Source organism: Terrabacter sp. P2_E3, from assembly GCF_056403915.1.
Genome location: NZ_JBFUEN010000009.1, coordinates 166719 through 193586 on the forward strand (window position 1 = coordinate 166719; position 26868 = coordinate 193586).

29 protein-coding genes and 2 pseudogenes are annotated in these 26868 nt (G+C 68.1%); 17 read left to right on the plus strand and 14 right to left on the minus strand.

Translation table 11 applies throughout. The features are described from left to right. Positions 1-223 precede the first annotated feature (223 nt). Positions 224-1315, minus strand: a complete 1092-nt coding sequence (locus AC1DW8_RS13215) for an alpha/beta fold hydrolase (protein ID WP_478094528.1) — start codon at positions 1313-1315, stop codon at positions 224-226. Between the two features lie 363 nt (positions 1316-1678). On the opposite strand from AC1DW8_RS13215, the gene AC1DW8_RS13220 reads away from it, so the two are divergent. From AC1DW8_RS13220 to AC1DW8_RS13240, 5 genes are all read left to right on the plus strand, one after another. Next, positions 1679-2188, plus strand: a complete 510-nt coding sequence (locus AC1DW8_RS13220) for a VOC family protein (RefSeq protein WP_478094530.1) — start codon at positions 1679-1681, stop codon at positions 2186-2188. A gap of 12 nt (positions 2189-2200) precedes the next feature. Continuing rightward, positions 2201-3202, plus strand: coding sequence for an MBL fold metallo-hydrolase (locus tag AC1DW8_RS13225; protein ID WP_056779952.1), 1002 nt, complete (start codon positions 2201-2203; stop codon positions 3200-3202). Positions 3203-3317: 115 nt separating this feature from the next. Further along, entirely contained in the window at positions 3318-4874 is a 1557-nt protein-coding gene (locus tag AC1DW8_RS13230) for an MFS transporter (protein WP_478094532.1), read from the plus strand. Positions 4875-5062: 188 nt separating this feature from the next. After that, positions 5063-5626, plus strand: coding sequence for a sigma-70 family RNA polymerase sigma factor (locus AC1DW8_RS13235; RefSeq protein ID WP_056779946.1), 564 nt, complete (start codon positions 5063-5065; stop codon positions 5624-5626). Between the two features lie 7 nt (positions 5627-5633). Continuing rightward, on the plus strand, positions 5634-6611 hold the full coding sequence (locus AC1DW8_RS13240) for a universal stress protein (protein WP_478094534.1): 978 nt from the start codon (positions 5634-5636) through the stop codon (positions 6609-6611). Between the two features lie 171 nt (positions 6612-6782). On the opposite strand, the gene AC1DW8_RS13245 is transcribed toward AC1DW8_RS13240, so the two are convergent. Together AC1DW8_RS13245 and AC1DW8_RS13250 are read right to left on the minus strand one after the other, a co-directional pair. Continuing rightward, positions 6783-7373 (minus strand): aldehyde dehydrogenase family protein, encoded by a 591-nt coding sequence (locus AC1DW8_RS13245; RefSeq protein WP_478094948.1) that lies wholly within the window; start codon positions 7371-7373, stop codon positions 6783-6785. Continuing rightward, positions 7262-8005 (minus strand): GAF and ANTAR domain-containing protein, encoded by a 744-nt coding sequence (locus AC1DW8_RS13250; protein ID WP_056824970.1) that lies wholly within the window; start codon positions 8003-8005, stop codon positions 7262-7264. The genes AC1DW8_RS13245 and AC1DW8_RS13250 overlap by 112 nt, the downstream gene beginning before the upstream one ends. A gap of 190 nt (positions 8006-8195) precedes the next feature. On the opposite strand from AC1DW8_RS13250, the gene AC1DW8_RS13255 reads away from it, so the two are divergent. From AC1DW8_RS13255 to AC1DW8_RS13280, 6 genes and pseudogenes are all read left to right on the plus strand, one after another. Continuing rightward, positions 8196-9110, plus strand: coding sequence for an HAD family hydrolase (locus AC1DW8_RS13255; RefSeq protein WP_235508613.1), 915 nt, complete (start codon positions 8196-8198; stop codon positions 9108-9110). 465 nt (positions 9111-9575) lie between these two features. Next, positions 9576-10370: a hypothetical protein gene (locus tag AC1DW8_RS13260; protein WP_056824972.1), complete on the plus strand. Its 795-nt coding sequence runs from the start codon at positions 9576-9578 to the stop codon at positions 10368-10370. Further along, the gene (locus AC1DW8_RS13265; protein WP_478094537.1) at positions 10370-10933 is read left to right on the plus strand and encodes a phage holin family protein; all 564 of its coding nucleotides are present in this window, start codon (positions 10370-10372) and stop codon (positions 10931-10933) included. The genes AC1DW8_RS13260 and AC1DW8_RS13265 overlap by 1 nt, the downstream gene beginning before the upstream one ends. Beyond that, a complete protein-coding gene (locus AC1DW8_RS13270) occupies positions 10930-11544 on the plus strand; it encodes a DUF3618 domain-containing protein (protein WP_056824974.1) in 615 nt (204 codons plus the stop codon). The genes AC1DW8_RS13265 and AC1DW8_RS13270 overlap by 4 nt, the downstream gene beginning before the upstream one ends. Positions 11545-12754: 1210 nt before the next feature. Next, complete coding sequence (locus AC1DW8_RS13275; RefSeq protein WP_056824977.1) at positions 12755-13456, plus strand: GAF and ANTAR domain-containing protein; 702 nt, start codon at positions 12755-12757, stop codon at positions 13454-13456. 283 nt (positions 13457-13739) lie between these two features. Next, a pseudogene (locus AC1DW8_RS13280) lies at positions 13740-13958 on the plus strand (ANTAR domain-containing protein); the annotation flags it as partial. Positions 13959-14172: 214 nt separating this feature from the next. Here AC1DW8_RS13280 and AC1DW8_RS13285 read toward each other — a convergent pair. Beyond that, entirely contained in the window at positions 14173-14670 is a 498-nt protein-coding gene (locus AC1DW8_RS13285; RefSeq protein WP_478094540.1) for a hemerythrin domain-containing protein, read from the minus strand. Between the two features lie 557 nt (positions 14671-15227). On the opposite strand from AC1DW8_RS13285, the gene AC1DW8_RS13290 reads away from it, so the two are divergent. From AC1DW8_RS13290 to AC1DW8_RS13300, 3 genes are all read left to right on the plus strand, one after another. Further along, entirely contained in the window at positions 15228-15770 is a 543-nt protein-coding gene (locus AC1DW8_RS13290; RefSeq protein WP_056824981.1) for a hypothetical protein, read from the plus strand. A gap of 432 nt (positions 15771-16202) precedes the next feature. Next, complete coding sequence (locus AC1DW8_RS13295) at positions 16203-16610, plus strand: hypothetical protein (protein ID WP_478094542.1); 408 nt, start codon at positions 16203-16205, stop codon at positions 16608-16610. Positions 16611-16692: 82 nt separating this feature from the next. Further along, positions 16693-17364: a DUF6766 family protein gene (locus AC1DW8_RS13300; protein WP_056779857.1), complete on the plus strand. Its 672-nt coding sequence runs from the start codon at positions 16693-16695 to the stop codon at positions 17362-17364. 415 nt (positions 17365-17779) lie between these two features. On the opposite strand, the gene AC1DW8_RS13305 is transcribed toward AC1DW8_RS13300, so the two are convergent. The 6 genes and pseudogenes from AC1DW8_RS13305 to AC1DW8_RS13330 all read right to left on the minus strand — a co-directional run. Continuing rightward, positions 17780-18328: an ABC transporter substrate-binding protein gene (locus AC1DW8_RS13305; protein WP_478094545.1), complete on the minus strand. Its 549-nt coding sequence runs from the start codon at positions 18326-18328 to the stop codon at positions 17780-17782. Between the two features lie 187 nt (positions 18329-18515). Further along, complete coding sequence (locus AC1DW8_RS13310; protein WP_056779853.1) at positions 18516-18845, minus strand: phosphatase RsbU N-terminal domain-containing protein; 330 nt, start codon at positions 18843-18845, stop codon at positions 18516-18518. Further along, a complete protein-coding gene (locus AC1DW8_RS13315) occupies positions 18842-19225 on the minus strand; it encodes an STAS domain-containing protein (protein WP_056780304.1) in 384 nt (127 codons plus the stop codon). The genes AC1DW8_RS13310 and AC1DW8_RS13315 overlap by 4 nt, the downstream gene beginning before the upstream one ends. A 26-nt stretch (positions 19226-19251) precedes the next feature. After that, positions 19252-20166: an STAS domain-containing protein gene (locus AC1DW8_RS13320; RefSeq protein ID WP_156415672.1), complete on the minus strand. Its 915-nt coding sequence runs from the start codon at positions 20164-20166 to the stop codon at positions 19252-19254. Next, positions 20159-20512: an ATP-binding protein gene (locus AC1DW8_RS13325; RefSeq protein ID WP_478094548.1), complete on the minus strand. Its 354-nt coding sequence runs from the start codon at positions 20510-20512 to the stop codon at positions 20159-20161. Before AC1DW8_RS13325 ends, AC1DW8_RS13320 begins: the two co-directional genes overlap by 8 nt. A 289-nt stretch (positions 20513-20801) precedes the next feature. After that, a pseudogene (locus AC1DW8_RS13330) lies at positions 20802-21170 on the minus strand (sigma-70 family RNA polymerase sigma factor); the annotation flags it as partial. Between the two features lie 1093 nt (positions 21171-22263). Between AC1DW8_RS13330 and AC1DW8_RS13335 the strand changes: the two are divergent. Next, positions 22264-23013, plus strand: a complete 750-nt coding sequence (locus tag AC1DW8_RS13335; protein WP_478094550.1) for a class I SAM-dependent methyltransferase — start codon at positions 22264-22266, stop codon at positions 23011-23013. Between the two features lie 296 nt (positions 23014-23309). Here the strand turns inward: AC1DW8_RS13335 and AC1DW8_RS13340 are convergent, their stop codons facing one another. After that, positions 23310-23522 (minus strand): hypothetical protein, encoded by a 213-nt coding sequence (locus tag AC1DW8_RS13340; protein ID WP_157623372.1) that lies wholly within the window; start codon positions 23520-23522, stop codon positions 23310-23312. A 93-nt stretch (positions 23523-23615) separates the two neighbouring features. On the opposite strand from AC1DW8_RS13340, the gene AC1DW8_RS13345 reads away from it, so the two are divergent. Continuing rightward, on the plus strand, positions 23616-23738 hold the full coding sequence (locus AC1DW8_RS13345) for a hypothetical protein (RefSeq protein ID WP_478094553.1): 123 nt from the start codon (positions 23616-23618) through the stop codon (positions 23736-23738). 105 nt (positions 23739-23843) lie between these two features. Here AC1DW8_RS13345 and AC1DW8_RS13350 read toward each other — a convergent pair whose 3' ends face one another. Together AC1DW8_RS13350 and AC1DW8_RS13355 are read right to left on the minus strand one after the other, a co-directional pair. Beyond that, on the minus strand, positions 23844-24533 hold the full coding sequence (locus tag AC1DW8_RS13350) for a DUF981 family protein (protein ID WP_478094555.1): 690 nt from the start codon (positions 24531-24533) through the stop codon (positions 23844-23846). A gap of 122 nt (positions 24534-24655) precedes the next feature. Next, on the minus strand, positions 24656-24820 hold the full coding sequence (locus AC1DW8_RS13355) for a hypothetical protein (RefSeq protein ID WP_162260598.1): 165 nt from the start codon (positions 24818-24820) through the stop codon (positions 24656-24658). A gap of 93 nt (positions 24821-24913) precedes the next feature. On the opposite strand from AC1DW8_RS13355, the gene AC1DW8_RS13360 reads away from it, so the two are divergent. Next, positions 24914-25483 (plus strand): TetR/AcrR family transcriptional regulator, encoded by a 570-nt coding sequence (locus AC1DW8_RS13360; protein ID WP_478094558.1) that lies wholly within the window; start codon positions 24914-24916, stop codon positions 25481-25483. A gap of 54 nt (positions 25484-25537) precedes the next feature. Here AC1DW8_RS13360 and AC1DW8_RS13365 read toward each other — a convergent pair whose 3' ends face one another. Further along, entirely contained in the window at positions 25538-26842 is a 1305-nt protein-coding gene (locus AC1DW8_RS13365) for an FAD-dependent monooxygenase (RefSeq protein WP_478094560.1), read from the minus strand. Positions 26843-26868: the final 26 nt, after the last annotated feature.

A 26868-nucleotide genomic window follows, 5' to 3' on the forward strand; every position in this document is an offset into this window, starting at 1 on the left:
ATCTCCGCACCAACGTTCGTCGGTGGCGCACAAGGCGAATGCCCGCCGCCCGTCGCGATGCCGGCGTGGTGGGTGCGGAAGCAGTCCGTGTTTCCTCTTTTCACACCAGTGAGCGGAACGCACGAAGTCGGGCGGTGCCATTCGCATAGCAACCGCCCGACCCCGCTCCTCCACGACCGCCCAGAGCGTTGCTGCGCACGCATGAATAGGGGGACGCCTGCTCCTAGCCCACGGCCGCCCGGTACGGGGCGAAGAACGCCTTGAACTCCGTCACCAGCGTGGACGGGGCCTGTTCGGCGACCCAGTGCCCAGCGCCGGGAACGGCAACGGTCTGGATACTGGTCGCGAGACCATCCAGGTGCTCGCCCACTGCAGTGCCCCACCCTTCGACCCCACCGACGGCCAGGACGGGCATGGGTAGCGGCGTCTTGGCGCGCTCGTCGTTCTGGTCCAGGGTTCCATCGAAGTCCCGGTAGAAGCCGAGGCTGCCAGACAGGGACACCGGGTCGGAGACCAGGCCGATGTAGTAGCTGACGAGGTCGGCGGGCAGGGTGCCGCCCTGAATCTTGAACTCGTAGCCGAAGAAGATGTCTTCGCGGCCGGTGATGAGCTGCTCGGCGGTCTTGCCGATGCGGTTGAAGGGGATGTGCCACAGCTTGTTGTTGGCGGGCCCAGGCAGGAACGCCGGCGGCGACGCCACGCGCGAAGGCGGCCCGGGGACCTCCATCAGGGCGACCCGCGCCACCCGGTCGGGATAGTCGGCGGCCAAGGCGTAGCTGGCGACCATGCCGGTGTCGTGGCCGGCGACGGCGAACTTGGCGTACCCCAACGAAGTCATGAGACTGGCCAGGTCCATGGCGATGTTGCCGTTGTCGTACCCGCCTGCCGGCTTGTCACTGAGCCCGATCCCGCGCTGGTCGACGGCGATCACTGTGTAGCTCTTGGCAAGCTCCGGCATCACGAAGCGCCAGGCGTACCAGGTCTCCGGCCAGCCGTGGACGAGCAGCAGGGGCGGCCCGTCGCCGCCGATGACGACATGCTGACGCACCCCGTTCGCGGTCACGAACCGGCTCTTGAAGGTCTTGGCGAAACCCGTTGGAAGACCGGGTGCGTTCGCGGCAGTGCCCAGTCGTGCAGTCGGGCGCCGACCGCTCACTGAGGCGACGGCCTGCGAAACGCCAACCGCGGTCAGGACCGACGCAGCTGCAGCGCCGCCGGCGAAGGTACGGCGCGACAGACCACGCCGGGTCGAGGGCTTGGCAGCGCGCTGGTCACTGTCACCGGTGGGTGTGGGGTTCATGTTCGTGCCTTTCAAGGGCCCGACCCTCGATGCGGATTCGGGATACGTACGACCTTGCTCGTGGCGTGGGGATACCGCGCCCGTGGAAGCACTGGTCCGCATCACGGGCTGATGTCGCACGGGCCAGATGACGCGACGACGAGAAACCGGCGAAGGGACGGGTTTCGGCAGATCTGCCCCACCTGCTGGTGCCTTCGGTCCGTGGATGCGGAACCCCGTTCGTGCCCTGCTCGACGTCCGTCCGGGACGCGTCCCCGGGGGCGAGACGTGCTTGACCCGTGTCACTCAAGGGGAGTTCACGGGGGCGCCCGCCGCACGCGAAGACGAACACTCGAGTTGCCGATTCCGGCCCCACACCCAAACCAGGAGGGCAAGACCATGACCAGCACTGAAGTGGAACCGGGCACAAACGCTACGTGCCCGGGGCCGAGCGGAACAACGTTCCGCATCGAGGTCGTCATCATCCCGGTCGCCGATTTCGACCGCGCCAAGGCCTTCTACACCGGACTCGGCTGGCGTGTGGACGCGGAAGCGAACTCGCCGACCGGATACCGCCTGTTGCAGGTGACTCCTCCTGGGTCGCCCGCATCGGTCATCTTCGGCACGGAGGTCACCACTGCACAGCCTGGGTCGTCAGACGTCCTGATGGCAGTGGCGGACATCGACGCCGCTCGCAGCGAGCTCGTTGCCCGCGGTGTCGACGTCAGCGAGGTGTTCCATGACGCCAAGGGCGGCGTCGGTGGCGGCTTCCACCGAGGCACCGAAGGACGCGCCAGCGGTCCCGATCCCGACCGACGTTCCTATGCCTCGTACGCCTCGTTCCACGACAGCGAAGGCAACCGCTGGATCCTGCAGGAGCTCACCACCCGCCTGCCCGGTCGAGTCTGAGGGGACGGGCCGATGTCCACAGCAGTCGCCAGCACCGACACCGCCTCATCGTCGTACTTCGCCGACGAGGCAAAGCGCCGCAGGGAGGCGCCGACCTACCCGGTGCCCGACATCGCCCAGGGCCCACAGATCCCGGACGCCGGATACGCCCTTGAGGAAATCGCCGATGGGATCTTCTGGATCGGCGATGGTAGCTACCAGACGATGTTCGTCGTCAGCGACGAGGGCGTCATCGCCGTCGACGCGCCTCCGACCTTGGGGCACAACATCCTTCGCGCCATCAGCACGGTCACCAGGAAGCCCATCACGGAGGTGGTGTACAGCCATCACCACTCCGACCACTGCGGGGCCATGTCCATCTATCCCGAAGGCGTGCCCAGGTACGCCCACCGCGCCACGGCGCAACGTCTGGAACTGCTCGGCGACCCGCACCGGCCCCGTGCCACCCACGTGTTCGACCACACGGCGACCATCGAGGCGGGCGACCACACCTTGGAGATGCGGTACCCCGGACCGAACCACAGCGAGGGCAACAGCTTCATCCACGCTCCGGGGCAACGGGTGCTCATGCTGGTCGACGTCATCTTCCCCGGATGGGTGCCGTTCTCCAACCTGGCCCTTTCGGCCTTCGTGCCCGGGTTCGTCTCGGTCACCGAGCAAGCCCTGAGCTACGACTTCGAGCATCTGGTCGGTGGTCACGTCACCCGCCCCGGAACGCGCCACGACGTCCACGTACAGGTGGAGTACCTGGCCGACCTGAAGGCGACTACCGAGTCGGCGCTCAGCGCGGTCGACCTCGCCGCCACCATGTCCAGCATCGACACGGGCAACAACTGGGCGGTGTTCCGCGCGTACCTGGACGCCGTCGCGGCTCAGGCCACTGACGAGCTAGTGCCCCGCTGGAAGGACCGTCTCGGGGGCGCCGACGTCTTCACCCTCCCCAACGCCTGGGCGATGGCCGAGACGCTGCGACTCGACCTCAACTCTCTCGGTCCGTTCGGCACCGTCCCCTGATCCGACACCGAGCAGGTCACGGCCCTCGCCCCGTGCACAGAGCGCGGACGGGCGAGGGCCGCGGCCCTCGGATCGCGCATGCCTGCCTCTTTCCCATCACGCACCGGAGCCCGTCATGAGCCACGCCACCCGCATCAGCTCTCGCCGCGTTGGTAGCCCTAGCATCACCCTGTTCGCGATGTGCCTGACAGCAGGAATGACGTTCCTGGAGATCACAGCCACCATCGGCACCTTGACCGCCATCGGCAACGACCTGCACGTCTTGCCCAGCACCCTGGTGTGGGTGGCTAGCTCGTACACCCTCCCGGTGGCAGCACTGATCCTGAGCGCCTCAACCCTGGGTAGCCTCTATGGGCGCAAGCGCCTCTTGGTGTGCGGTGTGGTCGTGCTGGCTCTCGGCAGCCTGACCGTCGCGACGGCACAAGACGTCTCCCTTCTCCTGACCGGGCAGGGAATCGCCGGGCTCGGCGCCGCCCTCATCCTGCCCAACAGCATCGCCCTGATCACCGTGACGTTCACCGACCCGCATCGCCGCACTGAAGCCATCGGTCTGTGGGCCGCAGCGTCAGGCATCGGATTGGCCGCCGGCCCCGTCATCGCTGGTGTGCTACTCGAGCACTACAGCTGGCACTCGGTGTTTCTCACGAATGTTGTCTTGGGAGCAGTAGCCCTAGCGGTCACGCTCCCGTGGGTTGTGGAGTCTCGCCAACCCGGCCAACGGCTCGACCCGGCCGGACTGGTCCTCGGGACCTTGGCCGTCTCGTGCGGGGTATTCGGGATCATCGAGGGCGGAAGTCGTGGTTACGGAGATCCTCGGGTCGTCGTGTCCTTCGCCGTGGCCGCCGTGGCTGCAGCAGCGTTCGTGGGTGTCGAGCTGCGCGCGCGAGACCCCATGGTCGACGTCCGACTGTTCCGCTCGCGGTCATTCTCGGTAGTGATGGTTGTCTCCGCCGTCGGCCTGTTTGGCTTCACCGGCGTCACGTTGTTGGTCGTCTTGTTCTTCCAGCGCGTACTGGGCCTCACGCAGCTCGCCACAGGGCTGAGGTTGCTGCCAGAGATGCTCGCGTTCATCCTCGCCTCGGCTGTCACCGCGAAGCTCGTCCGCAAGATCGGGTTCACCATTCCGATGGTCGCCGGGCTCAGCCTCAGCGCGGCGGCGAGCATCGTCATGCTCTCTGCTGACGCCACCACCTACCACCTGTCTTTGGAACTCTCGTTGGCCTTGTTCGGCGCCGGCCTCGGCTTCGTCGTGGCCGCCAGCACCGCCGCAGCGCTGACCAGCGTCGCGCCCGTACACGCGGCGATGGCATCCGGGCTCGTCAACACCTTCCGGCAGGTCGGCGCCGTCATGGGCACGGCCGTGCTAGGCACCATCCTGACCAGCGGCGCCACCAGTCGCCTCCCGGCGGCACTGACCACCTCGGGGGTGACCGGTCCGCTCCAGGACGACATCGTCCTCGCGTTCTCCAAGGGCACGCTGAACCCTCGTTCGCTACCTGCGCCGGCGCGGACCGCGCTGCAGAACGCCCTGACCTCCGGCGTGCATGCGGGACTGATCGTCAACGCCGGACTGTTCGCCATCGCTGCCCTCATGGCCGCAGCCCTCGTTCGCCATCAGCATCTCGGGGGAAGGCCAGTGTCGGCCCAAGCTCCTCCGGTACGGACCCCGTAGATGCCAGGACCTGAAGCGTCCGCGCTGACGCCAGCGGTCCTGCCCCGCGACTACTAGGCCAGCGACGTGCGTCGTCCAGCTGCATACCCGAGACAGGAGTTCTCATGCCCAGAACAGCAACTGCCAGCGGCCGCCGCGTCGGGGTCCCCGGGCTAGGTCAGGACACCCGTCGTCCGCTCGGGGCGCAAGTGCAGACGTTCGATCCAAAGGGTGTGTCTTGGGAGCAGATCGTGCTAGACCACCATGCTTTCGTTCTTCGCCAAGCGCGGGGTCTGACCCGCAACCAGCATGACGCTGAGGACCTCACGTCGGACGTATTCGTCCGTGCCTTCGGTGCACTGCACTGTTACGTTCCGGGGGGCAGCTTTCGCGGGTGGCTGGCCCGGATCACCAAGAACCTGTACATCGACCAGGTGCGGCGTCGTAACCGGCTCCGTTTCAGCCCAATGTCCGAGTCTCAGGAACGCCTGTTGCGCAGCAGCGAGCTGGACCCGGCCGACGCTGTCACCGCCACCCTTCTCGAGCCCCGACTGCAACGAGCCCTGGACACCTTGCCGCCGGCTTTTCGAGAGGTCATCGTTCTGCGCGACCTTCGCGGGCTGAGCAACGAAGAGGTCGCCACCGAGCTCGGCCTCAAGCAGGCCACCGTGCGAACCCGCATTCACCGAGGCAGGGCCCGGCTGCGCACCGCTCTTGCCTCGCCGGGGTCAGCAGTGCAGAGGCCGTTGGCCGTCACACCCGCTAACAGATGAGTCCGGCATGTCTCCCCAGCAAGGACCAGTGCCTGACCCGTCGTGGCGTCACGGCCAGGCTGCCCTGTTGCCGGTACCGCCGAGAGAACTGATCGTCGGCGTGGCTCACGACGCCCGCAGTGGCGCCGCCTTGGAGTGGGCGGCCGCGGAGGCGGCGGCCCGCAACGTTCCGCTGCGCATCGTGCACGCGTTCCGCCTTCCGACGCTGACTGACGCGTGGGCGGCGTTGAGCGTGCCAGCTCAGAGCGCCGTGGCGTTGGAGGCTGCGCAGCACGTCCTACACGATTCAATGTGCCACGCCTTGAAGGTTGTCCCGGACCTCGAGGTCTCGACCCACCCTCATAACGGGTCGGGGATCGACGCCTTGCTCACCCAAGGGACCACGGACGCACTCCTGGTAGTAGGGGCCGGCGCGCAGCAGACAGCGTGGGCACGGTTGAGAGGCTCGACCGCGACCAGGATCGCCGAGAAGGCGCGCACCCCCCTCGTAGCAGTGACTTTGGCCGAGCGGCCGTCACCGGGATCATCCCAAGGCCGGGTCGTTGTGGGTGTCAGTCAAGTGGGCAGTCCCCTTGACGCGTTGGGGTTCGCGTTCGATGCGGCCCGGCGCCGCAGCACCGGTCTCACCGCGGTGCGCGCCTGGTCACCGCTCACGCCTGATCTACGGCGCGGCAAGAATGCCATTGCTGAGCGCGAACAACGTGAGCACCTCAGGCGCCTGCTGCGCCCGTACGAAGAAGCGTTTCCGGACGTTGAAGTGCGCCATCGCGTGCTGCCAGTCGGAGCAGTAGAGGCCCTGATGAACGAGGCCGGCGGCGCCAGCCTGCTTGTTCTAGGTTCTAGGGGCCACCGGGGACTGCTGGGCGGAAGCTCTGGGCATGTTCGCCGTGCCCTGCTGAGTCAGGTACACACACCGGTGGCCATAGTGCCCGCCCGTCGCGCAAGAGGTACACGACCTGGCTTGGTGGGGTCGCGCAATCACTAGGCGATCAACATCTCGCAACGCGAGTCATCACCTCCACCTGGCGCTAGGGCACCTTGATGCACCTCTTCAGCCGGTCAACCATTCGCGCGCGCCCTGCCGCCGTCTGTGGTGATGAGATCGTCCGGTTCATAGGGGCATCGCACGCCGCTGACCTAATCGCATACCGACGGGCTACAGCTCCAAGGACGTCCACTTCACGTCCATACGTGAGCGGGCGTCGAAAACGCAGTCGCCGCCGAAGCGGCCGACCCAGGATTGCTTCTCGCCCCCGAAGGCGGCGTGGACGTCGGCAGGAACCGTCGCGTCATTGACGTGCGTCATTCCTGCCTCCACGCCGTGAGCGAAGCGGACACCACGTTCGATGTCGCCGGTGAAGACCGCGCTGGACAAGCCGTAGCTTGTGTCGTTGGCGATGCGAAGGGCGTCCAGTTCGTCGTCGGCCGCGCTGATAGCTGCCACTGGGCCGAAGATCTTCTCGGCTGGTCCTGTGACTCGGGACGAGCAGCCGGGCTTCTCGCGTGAGGTGGTCCGAGCGGTGCTGGCGGTGCCCGACCGCTTCGAGCGTCGGCAGCGCTGACGACTGCCGGGGGGGCGAAGGGCAAAGCTCCCTTCCCGCGGTGAGGTGACGGAATCGGGTCGCCCTGGCCGGCCTACGGGTGTCCGTGAGGCGTCACGTCCACAGCGCCGGTGTCGATGACGTCGAGGGCCACGTCGTGCAGCTTGCGGTTCGTGTTCTGGCTGGCGATGCGCAGCAGGTCGAATGCCTGGTCGCGGGTCAGCCTGTGCTGAGCAACGAGGACGCCCACGGCAGTCCCGATGTCCCGGTTCGAGTTCAGGGCTCGCTCAAGGTTCGCAACCCTGTCGCGTAGGTGCGCCGCCGCGACGGCTTGTGCTCCGTGGGTGGTGAGCAGGAGCCCCTCAGCGAGATCGTGGTCGTTGAATGCATCTGGCTCGTCGGCATAGAAGTTGAGCCCAGCGACAATCCCGGCCATCTCGAGGTTCATCCGGAAGGACAGCATGCTGCGGAGACCCAGCTCGGAGGACACGCGCCGACCGTAGGCAGGCCACCGTTCGTCCGTCGCGAGGTCTCGAGGCTGGTAGATGGTGTGCTCGACGATGGCGTCCACGCACGGTCCCGAGTTGAGCTCGTACTGGATTGCGTCCGCTTGTCTCGCCACATCGTCGGATGCGGCAGCCGTGACGAACCGGTCATGGCTGAGCGTGGTGATGCTCACTGCTCGCGCTCCGGACACCCGCTCGGCCGCGAGTCGGGTCAGTGCGGCAAAGGCGTTCTTGGCGTCGGTTCGGCCGAGCTGTTGTCCAAGGCGTTCGAAGTCCTCGGCCACGGCGCGCAAGCGCTGGGGGAGGTTCTGGTCGGTAGGGGTGTCACTCATGAGTAGCTCCGGTCTCGACCGCGTTGAGCGCGAGCGAGAGACGTAGGGACGGGATCGCCGGAGAGCCACTGACGACAGTGGCCACCGGGATGGAACGGCAGCTGCCGAACCAAGACGTCTATACCCATCAGCGTGCGAGAACTACGCCGGGACCTCCAGGCTTGACCCATGAAGCCCTACGACAACCTCTATGGGTCTGACCGATTCCTCTCACGTCGGGGCTGGACTTCTCGACCTCTTCGGTGCCCGGGCGGCGGAAAGGTGGCCAGTACCGATCTCGTTCCGGATTCCTCAGGCACTCCTTGCCCACTCGACCACCGTGTTGTTCGGTGAACAGCCGTCGAGGGACCAGGTCGGACGGGCCGATGAACGGCTCGAGGCGGGCGCCAGGGGGAAGGGCGACAGCCATGGGTACGTCGACTGCATGACGGACACGGTGATCCTCGACGTCGACGGCACACTCGTCGACAGCAACTACCACCATGCGCTCGCATGGACACGGGCGTTCGCGCACTTCGAGCTGTTCCCGCCTGTGTGGCGGATCCACCGTGCGGTGGGGATGGGGGGCGACAAGCTCGTCGCACACGTTGCCGGTGCCGAAGCCGAGCAGCGCCTCGGTGACGCGTTGCGTGATCGGTGGACACAGGAGTTCGACAGGCTCATCGGGGAGGTCCGGCCCTTCGATGGGACGCGCGCGCTCCTCGAGGCGGTGAAGAATCGCGGCCACCATCTCGTCCTGGCCAGCTCTGGACAGCAGCAGCACGTCGAGACGCTCCTGCGTCTTTTTGACGGCCAGTCCCTGGCGGACGCATGGACGACCGCGGATGACGCCGACGAGAGCAAGCCGGCCGCCGACCTGCTGCAGGTGGCACTGTCGAGGGTCGGCGGTTCGGCCGGTCTCATGGTCGGTGACGCCACGTGGGATGCTCAGGCTGCGCAATCCGCGGGCATGCCGTCGGTCGGCCTCCTCACGGGTGGCTTCAGTGAGGCTGAGCTGCTCGATGCCGGAGCGGCCCACGTATTCGAGGGTCCGGCGCAGCTGGCGCAGGCCGTCGCGGATGGGCTGATCGAGCGCCTCCCGTCCCAGTCTGCGCAAGACCTCTGATCAGGCGGGTCGCCGACTCAGGCCTCCAACGCGGGGTGAGCGACGGCCGAAAATGGCTGGGGTGCACAAACAGCTCTCGGTCTCGCAGGCAATGCCCGGGATCGACTTTGCACAGTCCGGACGGCTCGTCTACGCCGTCATCCTCCAACGCATGTTCATGGCCCAGCGGCCCCCGGAGCGTTTGGGATCCTTTGTGCCGCCGTCATTCTCGCGACAGCGCTAGGTCGCTCGCATGACGCGGCAGACGTCGAATCTGTGGTCGGGGGTACTGCCAGTGAACCGGCTGACATACCCGTTCCAGACCAGTTCGCACCCACGTGTCCGAACGTGCTTGGGAGGCCTTGGGCTGGGTATCCGGTGACTAGCAACACCGGCTCGACCGGGCAGCTCGAGCAAGGGGCCTGCCCAGTCGCGCGACCATGGAAGGAAACCAGACCCATGACTGAACGACCGTACGAGACGACCGTGCCGGACGACCTGACCGTCGGCACCACGTCGCCCTCCACCGCTGATGGCGGCCAACACTCCGGCGCGACGTCAGCGTCCGGGGGTTTCACCGGCGGAGACACGAGTGTCAAGACCGAGGCCAAGTCCGTGGCCGCAGACGCTGCGGACAGCAGCCGTCACGTCGCCGACACCGCGGCATCGGGCGCCAAGGACGTCGCATCGGAGGCGGCCACACAGCTGCGCCAGCTCTTCACCCAGCTTCGCGGCGAGCTCGACGACCAGGCCTCCGTGCAGGGCGAGCGAGCGGCGAGCGGGCTGCGTTCCCTCGCGGACGAGCTGCGGGAGATGGCCTCTAGCTCCTCGCAGAAGGGGGTGGCGGGGGAGGCGGCCGGGCAAGCCGCGGACCGTGCTGCGTCGGCCGCCGACTGGCTCGAGAACCGCCAGCCGGGTGACATGTTGGAGGAGTTGCGTTCCCTGGCGCGTCGGCGCCCTGGCGCCTTCCTGCTCGGTGCCGCTGTCCTTGGAGTCGTTGGCGGACGTCTGACGCGGGGGCTCACCGCCGAGAGCGGTGGCGGATCCGGCACCGAGACCCCGACGCGGTCGACGACTGGCGCGAGCCCCGCGACTCCGCCGCTCTCGTCTGGTGTGTCCCCGACGGCGGCGGCCTCGCTTTCCGAATCGCCAGTGCGGCGCGAGCCCTACACCGTTGGTGTACGCGACAGCGACACGCACGCGGTGACCTCTGTGACGGGGGGCGTGACGTCCGACCCGCTCGATGAGAGCTACACCGAAGGCCAGAGCGGGGTGCGCTGATGAGCACGTGGCCGGAAGGCGGCTCGGGGAGGGATGCGGGCCCGTCCGGCGCGTCCGCAGCGGCCCCGTACGCCGGCGCGGACCCCTCGGTGACCACGACGGACCCGTCGTTCACCCGTGCCCCCGGCGACACCGCATACGCGACCTCCGGCGCCGCCTACGAGAGCTCGCACGAGAAGGCCGAGCACGCCTCCATCGGCGAGCTCGTGGCTGACATCAGCCAAGGGCTCAGCACGCTCCTCCGCCAGGAGGTGGAGTTGGCCAAGGCCGAGGTGCGCGAGTCCACCTCGCGAGCAGGCAAGGCCGCCGGCATGTTCGGTGGCGCTGCCCTCTCCGGCTGGATGGCGCTCCTCTTCCTGTCGCTGGCCGTGTGGGAGTGGCTCTCGAGGGCCCTCGACCACCGAGGCTGGGCTGCGGTCATCGTCATGGCCGTTTGGGCCGTCGTCGGCGCGGTCCTCGCGGCGATGGGCAGGCGCACGACCAAGGAGATCCAAGGACTACCGCGCACGACGGAGACCGCCAAGCGGGTGCCGGACGCGCTGAAGGGAAACGAGGAACGATGAGCACGAACTACCCGATCAACAACGACCCGGACGCGATCCGGGCGGACATCGAGCGCACGCGCGAGAACCTGAGCCGCGACGTCAACGCTCTGGGTGAGTCCGTCAGCCCGGGACAGGTCGCCCACCGCCAGGCCGAGAAGGTCAAGGGAAGTGCCGCGGCCCTGCGAGAGCGGGTCATGGGGACCGCGACCGACGCCGGGGACAGGACTTCGGGTCTGGCCCACGGTGTCGGTGAGGCAGCGAGCGATGCTGGCAATACCGTGCAGCGCAAGGCGCGGGGCAACCCCCTCGCAGCCGGGGTCATCGCGCTCGGCGCCGGATGGCTCCTGGGGTCCCTGCTCCCGGCGTCCGAGAAGGAGCGCCGCCTCTCTGAGACGGTCAAGGAGAAGGCCGAGCCGGTGGTGCAGCAGGCACAGACGGTGGCCAAGGACGTGGCGAGCGAGTCGGCCGAGCACCTCAAGCAGCCGGCACAGGACGCCGTGCAGTCGGTCAAGGAGACGGCTCAATCGGCCGCCCAGGACGTCAAGGACGAGGGCGCGCACGCCGCCGCCGACGTGCGGGAGAGCGCCTCCGAGTCCGCCGACGCCGTCAAGAACCAACCGCAGGGCTGATCTCCAGAACTGTCAGCGTGCAGGGGGCGGCCGGTGACCATCGGTCGCCCCCTGCACCTGTGCAGCAAGGCGAGCGGCGGCTCCGGCTCGCCCACGCACGGACCCCATGATGAATGCGTTCGCAGACCCCATCGCGTACGTCTCTACCGAGGCGTGCGGTGCAGGTCGACTATCCACCGGCAATGCAAGGAGGCGTCGTCGCACCGCGGGAGATCACACCCCGGCATCAGCGCGGCTTGCCTGCGCCCCTCACCCACCGCAGCGTCGATCGCTGCGCTTGGACCGACGGGGGTCTAGTCCACGTCGGCTCGGTGGGTCAGGACCGTGTGCTCGCGTGGACGACCTGTGTGTACGCCTACTCGTCGGCCGGCGATTGCGCGCCCGGTCCGGTCGCTGACGGGCTACCCGCATGTGAACGTTGGGAGCCGACTGTGGTCGGCGTGCAGGCTCGTCGCCTGCGGCCTTCCCGTGTCGACCTTCAAGGGGCGGGGACCGCACTTCGGGAGATCTCATGCTGGGCGCCGAGCCACCCCTTACTGTGTCGCGGATCCGTGGACGTCGGCGGCTACTGGAGCCACAACCTCGCCCTGCCCGGCCGTCTGGGCGGTGCGACCGCTGCGGCGGACTCTCAGCTCTGCGAGCAACGCACGCTCACGCCGCCTGAGAGCGGCCTCGCGGCTTACTTGGCCCGGAAGGGGGTTTGGCCCAGCGTGATGCGCCTGATCCCGGAGCCTGTCCTCAACGCGGGCCAGCTCGGCTGCAAGCTCCCGAATGGTGAGTTCATTCACGGGGCGGTACTCGTCAGAAACCACATGGCTTCGATACCCGATCTCACCATCGTCAAACACCCTCGCCCGAGGTCGTGCGAAGCGCAGCCGAGCCAGTGCCTCACGCGCGGGACCGTGGGTAGTTCTCGGTGCTCCCACGTCGACATCACGTCGAGGCCGCACGTCTCGCCGAGGTCCGGCAGGACCTGGTGAGCCTTGCATCGCTCTTCTGCCGGAGGGCTACGAGCGCACTCGAACGTACCCAGCGTCCTCCAGAAATGCTGCGGCGGCCGGTAGCCGCCTGGATTCCGTTGCGGCGCCAGGCGGTCACGATCGCGGCCGGTGCGGGTTTGGATGGGCGGCCGATGGGCACGTGACGGACAGGTGCGCGTGAGGCGCGCCGCGGGCGATGACGTCGAGGACGCAGGAGGTGACGGACGGCGATGGAGCCGATACCCGAAACGGATGAAGCCCTGTCGGAGCTGGAACGGTTCGGAGACAGTGACCTTCGTGGGGACCTGGCGGAGGTGGCCGCGACGGCGAAGGAGAAGATCCCGACGCTGGTCGGTCTGAGTCTGACACTGGTGGCCGAGCAGCTCGTACTGACGTATGTCGCCACGGGTCTGGAGGTCGCCGTGATGGACGCGGTCCAGTACGTCGACGGGGGGCCATGCGTCAAGGCCGTCGCCGACGACGAGATCGTGGGGACCGATGTCGAAGACCTCCTCGACGAGGGGCGCTGGCAGCTTTTCGCTCAGGCGACCGCGGCGGCAGGTGTCCGCAGCACCCTGTCAATCCCCTTCGGGGAGGAGGGGATAGTGACGGGAGGTGTCAATCTCTATGGCGGCCACGCCTCATCCTTCCAAGGACAGGAGAGTGAGCTCGCGAGGCTTTTTGGCGGTTGGGCTCCGGGCGTGGTGTCCAACGCCGACCTGTCGTTCTCGACCCGACTCGAAGCAGTCCGGAGTCCGGAGAGGCTGAAGGGCCAGGCGTACGTCGACCAGGCCGTGGGCCTGCTCGTCAGTTCGCGCGGGATCGAGGCCCACGTCGCAGAGGAACGCCTGTACCGGGCTGCCGCGCAAGCGGGTACGAGCGTGGTGGCATTGGCTCGGGCGATCGTCAGTGCGTTCACCGGTGAGGCATGAGCCACGACGGCGGCTCGTCCGCATCACGACCGGGGCTTCGCAGGTGATGAGCCTGCACAGGCAGCCCTTGGATTGCATTCCTGGAGTAGTAGGTCTGGAGCCGCGACATCGATGCCACGCCGGACGGTCTGGGTCAATGACGGCACCTTCAAGGCGCGAGGGAAGCCACCCGTCACGGACGACTCCGGTCATCTGTATGTCCATTTTCCCGAGTTGAACACCGCTAGCGACCGCGCGATGCCCCCGCATGACAACCTCGTGAGGGGCCTGAAGTCGCTGCACGGTCGGGCAAGCGATCGGGATCCTCATGGAGCGCTACCAGATGGCTCCTGACGCGGCATTTGCCTACCTTCGACGGCTCTCACAGGACGGCAACATCAAGTTGCACGACATCGCCGAGGTCCTGCGCGTCACCGGGCGACTCCCCGTGGAGTGCGGGCGGCGTCGCGAGCAGCCTGCGGGTGCGGACCAGCCGGAAACGAAGGCGCCGGGCGGGAACTGACGCGTTGTCAGCCGGCCCGACAGATCGTCATGCGGCGTGGCTACATGTTGAGCACGTGCAGTCCTCACATGAGCACGAGTCACACGTGCAGTCCGCAGGGCAGTTGTCGCAGTCGCAGGGACTGCTGGGTTCGGTCTCGATGGGGACCGGGGGGATCTGGCCGCTCATGGACTCTCCTCAAAGGCGGACTTCTCCGACGTTCGCTCAGGTTGCGTCAGGAGACGACCGCGTCGATGGCCTTCTTCATCGCGCTGGGCTGCTCGGGACGGCGCGGCGCCTTCTTCCGCGCTGCGAGCAGCTCCTCACCGAGCTCCTGCAGCTGCTTGCGCCCGAGGCCCTCGCGGACCTTCGGGAACCAGTCCTGCTCCTCCTCGGCCATGTGGTGCTCGACGTTCTCGATGAGCACCGTCGTCTTGGCGTCGAACCGCTCGTCCGTCGCGTCCATCGCCGCGAGCTCCATGCAGAGCACGTCCGCGACGTGGTGCTCCTCGTACGACTCGAGCACGTCGTCCTCGAGGTCGGGCAGCAGGTCCCGCACGCGGGGGTACATGACCTCGTTCTCGATGTAGGTGTGCACGGTCAGCAGCTCGAGGATCGTGTCGACGATCTTCTGCTTCTGGACCGGGGTCTGGTCGGGCTTGCGGAAGTCGCGGAACTGCTCGCGCACGTCCTTGTGGTCCTGCTTGAGCAGGACGATGGCATCGGTGGACACAGGCGCTCCTTCGAGCAGCGGGGGCGGGGGACGACCGGCAAACTGTGCCGTCCAGCCGTTTCGTACCCATCGCACACTGCCCGAACCACACGGGTGCGCGTTATGTCCTGTGCCACACCCACCGGCGCTTGGAACGCCCTCGGGACGGGCAGGCCGACGCGTCTCATGCCTAGGCGCCCAGTGAAGATCTGCGAGTCACCTGTCAGGTCTGGCGGATTGGCCGGCTCACGGGAGTTCGGCCAATCCGACCCTGGGTACGTCCTGGTTGGCGGCGCCGTCTCCTCGACCTCCCCTGTGGTCTGGGAGGCGGCGTCGTCCGAGCGATTCCTTGCTCGAGTCCCTCGGACGCTGCGGGGCGCAGCCTCGAGGGCGCACCGCCGTAGGCCAACGGCTCGCCCTTGGCCGCGAGATCAGTCAGCCCAGAAGCCGGACCGGTGTTGACGACGTGCACGCGTAACGGCATAGAGCGGAGCCGAGGTGTCTCGGGGTGGGAAACGGGTACGGCCAAGTCCCCACCGAACACCGCGCCGCGTGCGCCAGATGCACCAGGACTTCGCATGACGGCATACAGCACCTTCGTTCGTGCCACGCACGTGCTCACCAACGCAGCATGGTTCGGCGGCTCCTTGGCGGGCGCTGTCGCGCTGCAACCAGCCCGCCGCAAGAGTGACGACGCCCGCGACCCAGCCGAGATCGCGGACGAGGGGTGGCGCCGTTGGGGTCCAGTTCAGGGTGCGGCTATCGGCCTGCACCTCCTGAGCGGCCTCGCGATCTTGGCCGATAACCGGCGCCGCGTCGTCGGTCACCCTCCTACGGCGGCGGCCGTCATCCTCAAGACGGCGCTGACAGGGACGGCGATCATGGTCAGCGCCGAGGCTTACCGATCCAGTGCCGAGCTCGACGATGCGCTCGAGCACGCTCAGGGGGATCCTGCGGTGGAGGACAAGGCCCACCGACTCACACAACGCATGAGCTGGCTGCGATGGGCCACCCCCGTGGCCACCGCGGGGCTCCTCGTGCTCGATGCCTACCTCGGCGAGCAGCAACGCGGCGTCGCAGGGCTCCTCGACCCGCCGTCCAGCTTGCGGCGCACGACGTGACTCGCGAATTCGAGTTCGCATTCGAGGGTCGCTACCGACTGCCCGCGCTCGCGTTCGGGATCACTCCGGCCACCGCCCAGGTCGTCGTCACCGCGCATGAGCTGCTTGTGAGGTTCGGGCCCTGGCGACTGCGGACGGCGCTCGCCAACGTCGCCGGCACCGAGGTCAGCACGCCTCTGACACACAACCGTCTGGTGCGCCCTGGTGATCCGGGCGCGGCTTGCGTGAGGGGAGACGGTGCATCCCATCTCGGGTCTGGCACGGCGGTGCCGCCCGATGCATGGCTGAGACGGCGAACGCTGACCAGCTTGGCGGTGACGAACGGCTGTTGGGTTCCTGTCGCGCGGAGACAGGTGGGTGCGCGGCTGGGAGATCTCTGGCAACCCGGCGCCGGTGCCTCACGTGGACGCGTCAAGACCGTAGGGTCGCGCCATGACTCGTCTTCGCGTGCCTACCGTGTTGGCGGTGTGCGCCTGTTTGGCGTTGGCAGCCTGTTCCGGCGACAGCTCGCCCGCGGCGACGGATGCCGCTCGGGCCGCCACCAGCTTCACCGCGTCCGTCGACGCGCAGCCAGAGGCAGCCTGTGCGCTGCTGGCTCCACAGACCCGTCAAGAACTCGAAGACTCCTCGGGTCCGTGTGCCCAGGGGATCAAGGATGCCAACTTGCCGAGCGCTGGGAGGGTGATTTCCGTGGACGTGTTTGGCCAGGACGCCATGGTGCGGCTCGAGCACGACACGCTGTTCTTGGCACGGTTCGGCTCCGGCTGGCGTGTGACTGCTGCTGGTTGCACCCCCCAGGAACAAGATCGTCCCTTCTCGTGTGAGCTCAAGGGAGCTTGACCGTGCGCGCTGCATTCATCGCCATCCTCGTGTTCATTGGGGTCGTGCTGGCTGCTTGCATCTTCGTCGGGCTGGCGCAGCGATGAAGCGGGTACGTGAGCAGGGCTTGACCTTGGCGTTCACGGCCCTCTTGGTCGCGGCGCTTGTCGGGCAAGCGCTGACGGGACTGGCTTCCTACAACCGGCAGGCGGCCGACGCCGGCCTTCCGTTGATGACGCTTCTCCGGTACGTGACCTCCTCGCAGTTCGCCGTCGACGTGGCCGAGAACTGGCAGTCGGAGTACCTGCAGTTCCTCCTCTTCATCCTGCTCACCGTCTGGCTGGCCCAGAAGGGCTCTCCCGAATCGAAGCCGCTGGACACGCTGGGTCGGGAGTCGGACAAGGACCAGAAAGTCGGCCGGTACGCCCAAAGGGACTCGCCAACCTGGGCGAAGGCCGGCGGGTGGCGCCTGCGGCTGTTCTCGCGGTCGCTCGGACTGACGATGGCGGCCATCTTCTTGCTCTCATGGCTGGCCCAGTTCATCGCCGGACGCTCGGCATACAACGCAGATCAGATCCAGGACCTCAAGGCCCCTCTCGACTGGGCTCAGTACGCGGCTGCCCCGGATTTTTGGAACCGCACGTTTCAGAACTGGCAGTCCGAGTTCCTGGCCGTCGCGAGCATGGTCGTGCTGAGCATCTACCTGCGAGAGCGGGGCTCGCCCGAGTCGAAACCCGTGGGGCAGCCGCACGGCTCGACCGGCGTCGACGGCTGAGCGGTCCGCGGGCCCACAGGATGAGCCCGGCGAAGGTGACGATGCCGCACGTGGCGTGTACGACGGGCCGCGTGTGGAGTGTCGTCGAGTGACCTGGATCCTGGGCTCAGCGACGCTCTGAAGGGACGATGTGGTCCTCGATGCGTTGCATGACGAGCATCAGCGCCAGGCCGACCAGCGGAGAGGTGAGGGAGAGGGCGAGCATGAGTGCCTTTCAATGGTGCCGGGTTCCGGCAGACACGGCCCCGACCGTGTCGTCGTTCAGACCTGATCCCCACAAGCGCACTCCGTCACACTGCTTGTCGTGACGGACCGCGTCCGGGGCGCCGGAGGGGCTCCGGTCCCTCGCCGGACCGGAGCCCTCCTTCCCGAGCGAGATCAGACCCGGGAGTGCAGCGGGGCGAGCTGAACCGCGTCAGAGACCAAGGAGGCGGTTGAGCAGGTTGGCGAGCCCATTGATGCCGTTGCCGTCGAGGAGTCCAGCCACTGCACACAGGAGGTTGCCGAGCAGGTTGCCGGCGCCCGACTGGGCCGTGATGTTGAGGACCACCTGGTTGAGATCGACGGCGAGGCCGAGCACGTTGAGGTGCAGCGGTCCGAGCACGAGGTTGAGGATGTCGCACGTGCCCGCAGCGGTGGCGTTCGCCACCGTCGTGGTGACCGTCCGGGTCACCGGGATCGTGGCACCGGCGAGGGTTGTCAGGGTGCCAGTGACGATTCCGGTCACGGCTAGCTGACCGTTCTGGTTGCTGAACGACGTCGGGGCGAACGAGCCGGTGAACGTGCCCACGCCGGCGACGACCTGGTTGATCGTCGACGAAGCCGTCGTCCTCGGTGTGGCGGCCGCGGGCGCGGCTGCGGCAGCGGCAGGCGCCGCGGAGGCGCTGGCAACCGGCGCGAGGCCCAAGGCCGCGGTGGTGGCGAGGGTGACTCCGGCGGCGCAGAGCTTGTAGGTGAGCTTCATGGGTGTGACTCCTTCATCGGCGTACGGGCGGCCTCGTGGGCCGTCGGTCACCTCTGAAGAGCACGCCTCACGCATCACATGATGCGAGCTGACAGGACCTATGGGAGATGCCCTGCGCAAAGTTCGAGCACGAACTGGTCCGATCAGTCCGGATATCGGCTATGGATCCCGCGTCATGCGATCGCCGTCAAGGCGTCCGGTCGTCGTGTCGAGGCTCCAGGACGCTGCGGTGGCTCATGTCGTATGCGGCCAGCACCTCCAGCAGGAGCTCGCCCGAACGCTCGGCTACGTCCACTCGATCGTCCGGGCCGGTCTCGCGCAGGACCTCGATGGCGACGTTCTGATGGATGCGCGTCATGACCAGCAGGCTGATACCGCCCGTGAAGGCGTGCCGCCCCAGCTCGTATGCCGACTCCCGGGCGGCCTCGTCGCGGCGGGGCAGGAAGCGCCGCAGCGTCGCGCGGTAGTCCTGGGTGAGGTCGTCGACGACGAGCCGCGCCGGCCGATGGGGGCTCACGTGCGTTTCTGGGGCTGGGAGCCAGAAGAGGGGAAGTTCCGTGTCGCGGCAACCTCCGCGAGGAGCTGCACCCCTTCCTCGAGATCGAGGGCAGTAGGGATCTGACCCGTGCCCATGCCGAGCCGGACCATCGCGAAGGCTACCTCCGGCTGGATCCCGACAAGCACGGTCAGCGCGCCGCGCAGTCGTGCCATGTCAGCGATCCGGCGCAACGTCAGCGCGGCGAAGGAGTCGATGACGTCGAGAGCTGCGACGTCGATGATGACTCCGCGCGAGCGGTGCTCCCCGATCTGTTTGACGAGGTCGTGCTCGAAGCGGACCAGCTCGGAGTCGTCCAGGGCAGTGTGGATCGACGCGATCAGGGTCGATCCCTGCCGCATGATGGACACGAGCGCTGGTCCGCCGTTCACGAGGTCGAGTCGACCTCCTTCCGAGTCACGGCGTATCCGAGGAGCCTCTCGGCCTCTTCGAGCCCACCTTGCAGGTCGCCGATGGTGTTCATCTTGCTCAGGTCGACCCCGATCGTCACGAGGGTCTGCGCGATCTTGGGGGAGAGCCCGGTAATGATGACGCTCGCACCCATCAGGCGTGACGCGTCGACCGTCTGCACGAGGTGGTTGGCGACCGCCTCGTCGACGTCCGGGGAGCCGGTGATGTCGATGACGACCACCTTGGCGCGGTGCTTGCGGATCCCTGAGAGCAGCTGCTCGGTGAGCTGTTTCGCGCGCTCGCTGTCCAGCACCCCGATGATGGGCAGGATGAGGAGCCGCTCGCGCACCGGTAGCACGGGGGTCGAAAGCTCACGGATGGCGTCCTGCTGCTGGCGGATGACGCGTTCCCGCTCATCGACGAAGCTGACGGCGACGGTGTTGGCGATGCGGTTCGCCGCCGGTTCGTAAGCGTCGAGCACCTCGTTGAGCATCGAGAAGTCACGCTGGTACTTCTCGAAGAGCGAACGCGCCAGGACGTCGCGTAGCAGCAGCACGATCCCGACGACCTCGTGGGTTTCGACGCCGCGCGGAATGATCCGCTCAGAAAGGTCCCTCGCGTAGTGCTGCAGCGCCTCGACATTCCCCGTCTCGAGCACCTCGACGTAGTTGTCGTAGACCGACGTGGTCTCGGCGGCCATCTCCTGAGGAGTCATCGCCGTCAGCAGGTGGGCCTGCTGGATGCGTTGTGACCACTCCTCCTGGAGCCGGGTCCGGTGCTCTCGCAGATGCGCCACGAGCTGCGACAGAAGGTGGCCGCTCGGTCCGGACCTGGCGGAGTCGTGCTCGGGTGCGGCGTGCACCGGCTGGTGGTCGGTGGTGCGGTCATTCATGGTCTGCCTTCTCCCATTTCGTCATGGTCACTGTGGTGCCGTGGCCGGGCTCGCTCGCGATGGCGAACTCGTCCATGAGGCGACGGACGCCCGGGAGGCCCAGGCCGAGTCCGCCGTACGTGCTGAACCCGTCGTCGAGCGCGCGTTCGACATCGGGGATCCCGGGTCCGCCGTCGCGGGCGACGATCTGGATGCCGCGGCGCGGGACCTCGAGCAGGTTGACCACGACCTCGCCGGTGCCGGCGAAACGGACGATGTTGCGGCATACCTCCGACACGGCGGTGGCGATGACCGTGAGGTCGGTGGGCCCGAAGGCCAGGCGCGACGCGAGCTCGCGCGGCCCCACGGGCCGTGACGATGTCGGGGTCGGTGGTGACCGGGATGGTCAGACGGTCGTCGCGTGGCTGGCCCCGCTCGAGCAGCGGCTGGCTCAACCCGGCACAGGGCTCGCACTCGAGCAGGTGCTGCGCCGCGTGAACCTCCCGCTGACGTCGCTGGTCGCCGCTGCTGAGCGCCATGAGGACCGCCCGGCACTGCTCGGTCGGAGGATCGATCTGCGCCGCAGCCAAGAGGTACTCGACACGAAGCCGAGCGCGCGTGCGGTTCAGCTGGGCTGCCACAGCGCCTGCCGTGCTGCCCTCGCGCGCGGCGAGAGTGCGCGTGTCCGTTCCCTTGACCTCGTGGTCCAGCAGGGTGCGGCGCTCGCGCTCGGTCAGGCGGGCCAGCGCGGTAGCCATCGCGGACTGCTCCTCGTCGAGCAGGACCTGCGTCTCCGGAGGATCGGGGGTGCTCAGGTCGACGACGCGGTGCTGGTTTCGATGCTTGCGGTCCACGTCGCGCCACATTGACGCCACGACGTTGCGGGCTGTCACGATCGCGTACGGCTCGAGCATGCCCGGTTCGATGGTGGGGCTGGCCGCCAGGACGCGGGTGAGCGTCTCCTGGACCAGGTCCTCCGCGGCCGGGTGAGAACCGACGCGGGCGTGGACGATCCGGCGGACCATGGGTATCAGGTCCGCGACGTCCTCAGCGCTGTGACCGGAGCGGCTCCCTGCGCGTTCGGTGGCGCTCACGCGCTCTACGTACCCAACCTGTGCCTTCCACCCGACCCATGCGTGGGGAGCGGGCGTCCGGGCGTGGGTGGGACCATGCCTGCGCCTGCCGGGCGTTCGCGACGCTGTACGCAGCGCTGATGGTCGGACGGTGTTGCCGGGCTGGAGTGAGCGTGTCTGTGGAGCATCCGCCCGCCCCGACGGACCCCACCGGTCTGGCGCTGCCAGGCTCGGTGAGGCCCGGCGTGCTGCGTCCCATCCGTCGAGGGCGCTTGGTTGGTGATGTCTGGCGAGGCCCCGGGAGCCGTCAGGCCGGCCCGGGGCCCCCGACGACGGTGTAAGGGGGAGGGGGATCGCCGTCGTCACCCTCGTAGACGCTCGAAGGCTGAAAGCATGACGCGGTCCAGGCTCCAGGCGGTCGACGTGCTCGGTGCGGCGACTACCCGTGCCGGACCGTGGTGGATCTCCGCGGACGGTTCGAGGGCGGCGGGTTGATGCCCGCTACCGCCACTGTTCGTCCCGGACGCATTCGTACCGCCGCCAAGTTCCCTGTGGTGGCTACGCCTGAAGGCGTTTACAGGAACGGGATAGCGGGCACATGGAAGCTATGCGTCTACGCGACCACGACAAAGGAGACCTGGCCCTTACGGCTCTGACCCTGGCGGTCGCCGCGGCGGCAGCCGCGAGTGGAGCCGCTCGGTGGGCCAGCCGCCGCCATCGCCGACGCCGCGACTGCGTGCACGGGCAGCATTGCGAAGTCGTCTCAGCGCCTCATCTCAGGATGAGCCGCTCGTAGCGGCTGGCCAGTTCGCGTTCCTTGTCTCGCCCGACGCGGAGCCGGCGGTTGGGGCCTTGCCGTGGCCCACGGCAGTGGGGTCGTCAGCTCGGAAGACTTCGAGCGCGCGTCGAGTTCAGGTACTGAACCAGCCGGCGAGACCGCGTGAGTGGGACCACGCGCATCGCGGCAGATGTGCATATGACTCACGGTCGGTGCCGGCTCGGGCGCTGCGTGGCATGGCAACATCGTGGTGTGCCATTGGAGGGGATGCACCAGGACCGAGGCCGCGCGGAGTCGTTCGGCTCGGCAGCGGAGGCCTATGACAGGTTTCGCTCCGGCTATCCCGACGCGCTCATCGACGATCTCCTCGTCGGCCGCCCCTCAATCACACTGGATGTCGGGTGTGGCACCGGCAAGGTGGCGGCGGCTATCGCCGCCCGCGGTTTCCGCGTCGTGGGGGTGGAGCCGGACCAGCGGATGGCCGAGGTGGCGCGCGCGCGTGGGTTGGAAGTGGATGTCGTCTCGTTCGAGAACTGGGACAGCCGTCGTCAAATGTTCGATCTGGTCACCTGCGGTCATGCGTGGCAGTGGATCGATCCGCTCGTCGGGGGGAGCAAGGCAGCGTCGGTTCTTCGCCCGGGCGGAGTCATCGCGTTGTTCTGGAACTACCACGTGCTCGACGACGCCCTGCTGGCGGAGGTTCGAACCGCCTACGAGACGTATGCGCCTGACCTGTCCGTCGTCGGTCAGGATCCCAGCGGGCTCCAGGACGCGGACCCCTTCAGTGGCCTCCCATCGTTGTCGCCGGGAGAGACGCACACCTACCGATGGGTCCGCGAGTTCGAGGGCACGGACTGGACTGGGATGTTGGGCACGTTCAGCGACCATCAACGGCTGGGGGAAGAACGCCTGACCGCCTTGCAGCACGCCGTGCGCCGCATCATCAATCGGCACGGCGGACTGATTGCGGCGCAGGGTGGCACCTACGTGTGGTCCGCGAGAAAGGTGTCGAGCTGAGCTGGGTGACCCCCACTCAGTGTGCGGTCGAGGAGATCCCTCGCGATCACGGAGTCCTCGTCCCCTGCGCGACGATGATCGGTGTTCCGTCGGGGCCGTGTGCGGTCACGGGTACTCCAGCCTCGAAGGGCAGCGTCCTGAGGAGGATCACTGCCCTCGGCGTCCCGGCGCGGATCGGAGAGGACGAGACCGCCGGCGAAGGCGGCCCCGCGGCAGAACCCGACGAGGACGACCGGGCGGCCTTCCGGCGCGACGGAGTCGAGCCACTCGGTGAACGAGATGAGGGTCTCGGAAAGTCACTCCGCCACGGGCCGGCCGATCCCAGGGTTGGCGAACCACGCGAAGCCCCTGCCCTCCACGATCGGTGCCCGGACCGCGGCAGGCACCGGTGCGCCCCAGCCGACCCGCGCCGAGGCGGCCGCCGCGAAGGCCGTCGTCGAGCAGGCCACCAAGGCCGTCGAGATGTTCACCGCGCCCGGCAGCCCACTGAAGGGAGTCGGAGGCCTCAAGGGCCGGATCGTCTACTACGTGCCGGCCACAGGCACTGCGGATGATGACCGGGCGCTGCGGCCACCACGAACGTCGCCTTCCCCTACCGGCGCATGGTCACGGCGGGGAACGTCGGCGGTCTCGAGCTCACCGCCCAGGGGGAGAAGTCCGGTGCCTGGTACGGCTCGACCGACTACCGGGACGGGTTCCGCAAGCACTGGGGTCTCGCCGGCTGACCGGCCGTCCCGAGACGTCCGTACGCGCGCACGCACACGACCCCTCCACGTCGGCACGTGCAGGGGTCGTGAGCGTGTTCGGCCCGTGTCATCGACGAAGCGGCGTCACCAGAGGTAGGAGGTGCCGTGGGCGATGTTGTAGTACATGCCGATGTGTGTGTAGAAGTTCATCGCGCCGAAGAGGAGGAACACCGTGCCACCGACGAACCAGGCGCGAGCGGCCCACAGGAGCAAGGCGGCTCGGTCGGTCAGCTGAGCCACGGCGAAGAGCAGGGCTCCGAGCGCGACGATGCCCCAGAGGCCGCCGAGGAACAGGGCCTCGAGCAGTGGCAGGTGGCCGAAGCGTCCGCTGATCGGCTCCTCGGGCGGAGCGGCGCCGAGCTGGAAGCGGACGAACGAGATGGCCAGGACCCCCATGGCCAGGCCGAGGGCGCCGACGAAGACCGACACCGGCTTCAGGGCGCGTAGGGCGGTTTCGGCGGCCGTGTCGGCGTCGGCGGCGAACAGTGCCCGATGACGCCACAGGTAGACGGCGGCGAACAGCAGGAGTGCGCCGAAGCCGGCCGCCGGCTGGCCGAAGGCGATGTTGGCGTACTCGAAACCCTTGCCGCCGAAGGGCCAGGTCACCGTGGTGTGCAGGCCGAGCACGAGCAGGATCAGGCCGGTCACGCCGAAGAAGCCGGCCCACCCTTCGCTGTCGATGTGTCTGCCGCGGATGAGGTGGACGAGGAACCAGGCGAAGCCCAGCAGTCCTGCCCCTGCAGTGATGGCGACCAGCTCGTTGTAGACGACCACGTCGTCTGCCCTCCTTCTTCGACGGGCTCGGGGTGGCCGGGCCGTCAAGTGTGTGTCTGTTCGTGGTGATGGGTGGGACGCCACGGTGCTGCCGGGGCGTCAGGGTCCATGCCGCTGCTGTGTCAGCGGCGCTCGGGGAGCCGCTGCTCCGAGGTCTCTCGCGAGGTCGGGTCTGCTGGGCGGGTCGACGGATCGTCCCGGGTGCTGTCGACGATGCCGAAGACGAACCACGCGACCACGAAGAGGATGGCGATGGCCGCTGGGACGAGTGCGTCGCCGGGCGTCATGATGGGTTCCTTTCCAAAGAGGCTGTACCTGCTGATTATCGCTACATTGTGTGTAGCGATAATCACCGTCGTTTTGTTCCCGGAAGGAGCGACATGACACCTGAGCGAGGTCGACCCCGTGACCCCCGGACCGACGACCGGATCGCCGGCGCGGCCATGGAGCTGTTGCGCGAGCACGGGCCAGGTGGTGTCCACATCGACGCGGTGTCGTCCCGGTCCGGTGTGGCGCGCACGACGATCTACCGCCGCTACCGGGACCGGGGGGCCCTCCTGGCCGCGACCCTCGAGAAGCTGGGGGACGAGCCCTTCCCCGCACCCGAGCTGCCCTTGGAGGACAAGCTGCGCTGGGTGCTCGAGCAGGCCCGCACGCTCATCGAGGAGCAGGTCGGCCGTGGAGGTGTCGCGACCGTCCTCGCGGGCACCGACCCCGACTTCAGCGCGGCCCTGCAAGCCCGGATCGTGAGTCGACTGAAGGCTCTGCAGGGGCAGATCGACGCGGACATCCGCTCGGGCCGCATCCGTAGCGGTACCGACGCCGAGACCCTCGCCGGACTCGCCTTCGGTGCCTGTCTCGGCGAGCTGCTCCAGCACGGCCGTGTGCGACGGCGATGGGCCGACTCCCTCGTCCCTCTGCTGCTGCACGGCACGAAGCCCCGCGCCTGAGCCTCGAGCACGCCCCGACGCCGCCCGATGTCGGACGGGGCGTCGGTCCCGGGCTCAGACGCCGGACGGAACGGTGACCCGGGCGACGAGCGGCTCGAACATCGGCGGCTCGCCCTCGGGCACGAGGGCGGTCGCGCCGTAGAGCCAGTCGACGAAGGCGTAGTCCCGCACGTCGCGCGTCCGCATGACGTCGTTGCGCCACAGCCGCTCGTCGCCGGTCAGGTGCCAGAGCGCGCCCCAGGCGCGTGCCGTCGTCAGGACGCGCCGGCAGTGCTCGGGGCGCACCGCCTGATAGGCCGCGAGGGCGGCGTCCCAGTCGAGGGTGACGCCTTCGGCGCCGGTCGACAGCTGTGCACCCACGTGCTCCGAGAGCACCCAGGCGTCCTCGATGGCCATGACGGCACCTTGAGCAAGGTATTGCAGGGGCGGGTGCGCGGAGTCGCCGGTGAGGGCGACGCGTCCGACGACCCACTGGTCGATCGGGTCCCGGTCGTACATCCGCCACCACTTGTCCCGCCACATGAGCGGCAGTCCGGCCCGGACGTTCTCGCACGTCTGGTCGAAGGCGGCGTCCAGCTCGTCAGGGGTGCCCCAGTCCTCCTCGCAGGCGAGAGCCTTGGCGGACTCGAAGACCGCGACCTGGTTGAACATCTCGCCACCCCGCAGGGGGTACTGCACGAAGTGGCACTTCGGCCCGACGTAGACGACGACGTCGTCGAGCGCGATGTCGAGCTGCTCGACCTGGCCCATCGGGACGGCGCCGCGGTAGGCGACGTACGCCGACGACACGGGCTGGTCGTCGGAGACGAGCCGCCGTGCGACGGAGTGCAGCCCGTCGGCCGCGATGACGACGCGGGCCGTCTCCCGGCCGTTGCCGTGGACGACGGTCGCACCGTCGACCTCCTGCTCGTAGGCGGTGACGGCCACGTCGGTGACAAGGTCGACACCGGCACGCTCGCACGCCCGCAACAGCGTGCCGTGCAGGTCGCTGCGGTGGATGACGACGTACGGGAATCCGTAGCGAGCGCGTGCGTCGGCCAGGTCGAGCCGGGTCAGCTCGGAGCCGTCCACGGCATCGCGCATGACCAGGTTCTCGGGTACGACGCCGAGGGACACGACCTCGTCGAGCAGGTCCCACTGGTCGAGGATCCGCGTGCAGTTCGGCGCGATCTGCAGGCCGGCTCCGACCTCCCCGAACTCGGCGGCGCGCTCAAGCACCCGAACGCGAAGGCCCTTGCGGGACAGGGCGAGCGCGTTCGCGAGGCCGCCGATCCCGCCGCCAACGACGATGACGTCAGGGTGGCCGGCGAGGGGCGTGAGGTCGGCGACCTCGGCGACGTCCTTGCGGTGAGCGGTCATGACGAGTCCTTTCGAGAGCTTCCGCG

Excerpts from the sequence above, each read along its gene's own strand:
- AC1DW8_RS13220 (WP_478094530.1), top strand. The coding sequence starts at position 1,679 with ATGACCAGCACTGAAGTGGAACCGGGCACAAACGCTACGTGCCCGGGG.
- AC1DW8_RS13225 (WP_056779952.1), top strand. The coding sequence starts at position 2,201 with ATGTCCACAGCAGTCGCCAGCACCGACACCGCCTCATCGTCGTACTTC.
- AC1DW8_RS13230 (WP_478094532.1), top strand. The coding sequence starts at position 3,318 with ATGAGCCACGCCACCCGCATCAGCTCTCGCCGCGTTGGTAGCCCTAGC.
- AC1DW8_RS13240 (WP_478094534.1), top strand. The coding sequence starts at position 5,634 with ATGTCTCCCCAGCAAGGACCAGTGCCTGACCCGTCGTGGCGTCACGGC.
- AC1DW8_RS13250 (WP_056824970.1), bottom strand. The coding sequence starts at position 8,005 with ATGAGTGACACCCCTACCGACCAGAACCTCCCCCAGCGCTTGCGCGCC.
- AC1DW8_RS13255 (WP_235508613.1), top strand. The coding sequence starts at position 8,196 with ATGGGTCTGACCGATTCCTCTCACGTCGGGGCTGGACTTCTCGACCTC.
- AC1DW8_RS13265 (WP_478094537.1), top strand. The coding sequence starts at position 10,370 with ATGAGCACGTGGCCGGAAGGCGGCTCGGGGAGGGATGCGGGCCCGTCC.
- AC1DW8_RS13270 (WP_056824974.1), top strand. The coding sequence starts at position 10,930 with ATGAGCACGAACTACCCGATCAACAACGACCCGGACGCGATCCGGGCG.
- AC1DW8_RS13275 (WP_056824977.1), top strand. The coding sequence starts at position 12,755 with ATGGAGCCGATACCCGAAACGGATGAAGCCCTGTCGGAGCTGGAACGG.
- AC1DW8_RS13290 (WP_056824981.1), top strand. The coding sequence starts at position 15,228 with ATGACGGCATACAGCACCTTCGTTCGTGCCACGCACGTGCTCACCAAC.
- AC1DW8_RS13295 (WP_478094542.1), top strand. The coding sequence starts at position 16,203 with ATGACTCGTCTTCGCGTGCCTACCGTGTTGGCGGTGTGCGCCTGTTTG.
- AC1DW8_RS13300 (WP_056779857.1), top strand. The coding sequence starts at position 16,693 with ATGAAGCGGGTACGTGAGCAGGGCTTGACCTTGGCGTTCACGGCCCTC.
- AC1DW8_RS13305 (WP_478094545.1), bottom strand. The coding sequence starts at position 18,328 with ATGAAGCTCACCTACAAGCTCTGCGCCGCCGGAGTCACCCTCGCCACC.
- AC1DW8_RS13315 (WP_056780304.1), bottom strand. The coding sequence starts at position 19,225 with ATGCGGCAGGGATCGACCCTGATCGCGTCGATCCACACTGCCCTGGAC.
- AC1DW8_RS13320 (WP_156415672.1), bottom strand. The coding sequence starts at position 20,166 with ATGAATGACCGCACCACCGACCACCAGCCGGTGCACGCCGCACCCGAG.
- AC1DW8_RS13335 (WP_478094550.1), top strand. The coding sequence starts at position 22,264 with ATGCACCAGGACCGAGGCCGCGCGGAGTCGTTCGGCTCGGCAGCGGAG.
- AC1DW8_RS13345 (WP_478094553.1), top strand. The coding sequence starts at position 23,616 with ATGGTCACGGCGGGGAACGTCGGCGGTCTCGAGCTCACCGCCCAGGGG.
- AC1DW8_RS13355 (WP_162260598.1), bottom strand. The coding sequence starts at position 24,820 with ATGACGCCCGGCGACGCACTCGTCCCAGCGGCCATCGCCATCCTCTTC.
- AC1DW8_RS13360 (WP_478094558.1), top strand. The coding sequence starts at position 24,914 with ATGACACCTGAGCGAGGTCGACCCCGTGACCCCCGGACCGACGACCGG.
- AC1DW8_RS13365 (WP_478094560.1), bottom strand. The coding sequence starts at position 26,842 with ATGACCGCTCACCGCAAGGACGTCGCCGAGGTCGCCGACCTCACGCCC.